This is a genomic window from Parabacteroides caeci, assembly GCF_023656795.1.
In the GTDB taxonomy this organism is placed as follows: Bacteria; Bacteroidota; Bacteroidia; order Bacteroidales; family Tannerellaceae; genus Parabacteroides; species Parabacteroides segnis.
In genome coordinates, this window is record NZ_JAMOKT010000133.1 from 1 (window position 1) to 3,060 (window position 3,060).

The window sequence follows — 3,060 nt, forward strand, 5'->3', positions numbered from 1 at the left end:
GACCACGCTGAAATCCACGCCGTCGCCCGCCTCGAAGGTAAGGGTTATCCGGCTCATGCGGTGGTGGAAGGAGTTGTCTTCACCGCCTTTGCCGGTTTTGTCGGTGAAGCTCACTACCGGGCTTTTTTTGTCTCCCGTGGCTCCTGTGGCAAAGAGGAAGTCAATGGCAGACTGGTTCTGCTGCGCCGTGGCATCGGTCGTGGCTGCGAGGATACCTCCCGCCGCGTTGTACGGATAGTAGGCGCGGAAAGTATGGGTCTTTGTATCTTCGATATAGATGACCTTTTTTTCTGCCTCAAATTTCCCATTTTTCAGGATGAAAGGCACGTTGCCGTACTGGGTGTCGTTGCCGATGTCGGTGATGCCGATACGGTCGCCGTTATCCCAGGTGGTTCCGCTGGCGCGGGTGGCGAGGGCGATGTCGGCGGTAAACTGGGCGGCCACTGGGTCACCGTTCAGGTTCTCGTTGTCGTTGTTGCAGGCTGCCAGTGCGAGGACGAGCGTCGCAAGTGCAAAAAATCTTGTCTTCATTATATCTGTCATTATATTAGTTACAAATCGGCATTTACATCATCACCTTTCACTTCTTCCCAGCCGTTGATTTCGGCTCCGTCCACTTCCATGCCTTCGGGAGTCTCAACCAGCGTTCCGCCGAGGGTCAGCGATGCGCCCTTTCTGGTATTGAACTCCTTGAGGGCTTCCGTGAGGTCGCTTTTCAGCATCGTGGGGGTCGGGTTGCCGTCCGCATAGCGGATTTCACCCGTCAGCAGTTGTTCCGTGCCTGTCACACCCAGTAGCCGCACCGTGGCTTTCCACTTGCCAGCATCGTCACCTTCGGTTATCTTGGTGAAGGGCAGCACGACGTTCGAAGCGGCTCCGTAGGTATCAGTAGCGAAATTGAGTGTTCGGGCTGCACCCGTCAGATGGGCAACAATCTCCGTGATGCGTCCAGCGGCATCACCCGTCGGTTCGACGACAAGCGTCAGCTCGCGCACCTGCTGCTTCATTGTAGCGGTCAGCGGATAGTTCTTGTCTTTCTCGATGGTCACCTGTTCCGTATAGGTGAAGAACCATCCCGGGGCATTGTTCACAAAGGCATCCGTGCCTGCCCGGGTTCCCGTGGCTGCGGCAATGGTGGCTGTGGTGCCGTTCACCGTGATTCCTTCAGCCGGGTTCCACACCGCAAGGGTGTAGCTGCCCGGAGCAAACAGATGGTCGGGGGCATGGGTGGCGGAAGTCTCCGTACCCGTATAGTCGCCCATGGTGACCGTCCATGTGGCAGGTATGTCGATACCCTCACCGCGGGCCGACCAGTCGGCTGTTACCGCAATCTTCCCGTAGTCGGGGTGCGGCGTGTCATAAAGCGTGTCCTTCACGCAGGAAGAGAGCAGCACGGCGGCTGCCATTCCCATCATATTTATATATTGTTTTGCTTTCATATTCTATTCCTCCGTGTTAGAATAACTTCCATACCAATGTCACACCGGCATTGATGGGGCCCCACCAATCTTTTGTCTCGTTGCCGTGGCGTACACGCACGCCGTCGATGACCTCATATTTCTCATAGTCGGCATTCAGGTAGCCCAGACCGAGGTTGAAATCAAGAGCCAGTGCCTTGTTCAGCCGCAGCTGGTGGCCGGCGGTGATGCCGCCACCCATCAGGTCGCCCTGTTTGCCTGTTTCGGAGAGCTTGTAGTTGAACTGTCCGGCCTTGAACAGCGCGCCCAGATACCAGGCTTTCTTCTCACCCATATAGTAACGCACTTCCGGAGCCACTTCCCAGAGTGCATAGCGGCGGTCCTTGTCGCTCCACGTCCATGAAGTCCACGAGCCGTTTACGGCAATGCCCCACGATGGGCAGATGCGCCATTCCACGCCAAGGTCGGGTGTCAGGGTAGCCCAGCGCAGCAGGTTGGCACGCAGGGAGAGATGATAATCAGTTGTGATTTTGGTTTCCGACGGCGTGTCGGCAAGTGTATTTTGTTGAGCGGCTTTCTCGGCTTCTGCCTTTTCAGCGGCAAGTCGGGCTTCTTCCGCCTTGCGCTGCTCTTCGGCAAGTCGTTCCTGTTCGGCACGCTTCTCGGCTTCCAGTCGTTCGGCTTCCGCCTTGCGTCGTGCTTCCGCTTCCGCATCCGTCACGGCTGTTTCCTTGACCGGTACCGTCAGGCGCACAGTGACAAAGTCTCCCTCTGTCGCATGGTTGCGGGTGATAAAGTTTTCTTCCTTGATTTCCGCACGGATAATCAGTTCGGATTTCACACGGTTGGCACGGATCTTCGCCGTGGCAAGGTTCTCGGTTTCACTGCCCAGCGAGTTGCAGTAGCCGTCAACCAGCAGCGGCAGCCTGCCGTCAAGAATGTCCGTTCTGTTGCGCTCGATGCATTCCAGCAGACGGGCAAGTTCCGTGTCATTGCCATTCCAAGGCACGTAGAACATGTCCTTCTGCGGAACGAACCGGAAGGTGTAGGTCGTGTCTGCTTTCTGCTGCGCAATGACAGGAAAAGTTACCGTCATCAGCCACAGAAACAGGGTGAGAAAAGTGATTTTTCTGCTCATATAAACTTGAATTTATTATCTTTGTCTTCTCCAAAGGTAATAAATGCCATTCAGCGCCCAAAATATTACAAAAACTTTTTCTGTTGAAATACAGCGTTTTATAAAAATTGTCGTTTGAGCACTTTTTTTTGTCGAATTAGCACTTTTTTGTCGCTTGAGCACTTTTTGAAAATGAGCTTCTGAGACCTTTTTCATCGGCTTTTTACCACACAAATTATTCCAGATTTGCTTTTTTCCACTTGCCAGGCGTACATCCTTCCTTCTCTGTAAATGATTTGATAAAGTTACTGCGGGAAAGAAAACCGGAAGACTCAGCCAGCTTCTGTATATTGATTTCCGGATGCTCCTTCAGTATGTTTTTCGCATACTCCAACCGGAGACCGGTTATCCATTCGCGGAATGTCATTTTATACGTAGTCTTGATATAAGCGGAAAGATAGGTACGGTTCGTATGAAGTATTTCGGACAGTTCTTTTATGGTAAGTCCCTGCTGGACATAGCCGT

At 53.3% G+C, this 3,060-nt stretch carries 4 protein-coding genes; all 4 read right to left on the bottom strand.

Features of this window, described 5'->3' with window-relative positions:
* Window positions 1-531, bottom strand: a 531-nt coding sequence (locus NBH15_RS28965; RefSeq protein ID WP_250824196.1) for a fimbrillin family protein, incomplete at its 3' end; no start/stop codon positions are given.
* A 20-nt stretch (window positions 532-551) separates the two neighbouring features.
* On the bottom strand, window positions 552-1,439 hold the full coding sequence (locus tag NBH15_RS28970) for a FimB/Mfa2 family fimbrial subunit (RefSeq protein ID WP_077153019.1): 888 nt from the start codon (window positions 1,437-1,439) through the stop codon (window positions 552-554).
* Between the two features lie 16 nt (window positions 1,440-1,455).
* Window positions 1,456-2,556 (bottom strand): DUF3575 domain-containing protein, encoded by a 1,101-nt coding sequence (locus tag NBH15_RS28975; protein WP_118420478.1) that lies wholly within the window; start codon window positions 2,554-2,556, stop codon window positions 1,456-1,458.
* A 214-nt stretch (window positions 2,557-2,770) separates the two neighbouring features.
* On the bottom strand, window positions 2,771-3,060 hold a 290-nt coding region (locus tag NBH15_RS28980; protein ID WP_250824197.1), incomplete at its 5' end, for a helix-turn-helix domain-containing protein.

Excerpts from the sequence above, each read along its gene's own strand:
- NBH15_RS28975 (WP_118420478.1), bottom strand. The coding sequence starts at position 2,556 with ATGAGCAGAAAAATCACTTTTCTCACCCTGTTTCTGTGGCTGATGACG.
- NBH15_RS28970 (WP_077153019.1), bottom strand. The coding sequence starts at position 1,439 with ATGAAAGCAAAACAATATATAAATATGATGGGAATGGCAGCCGCCGTG.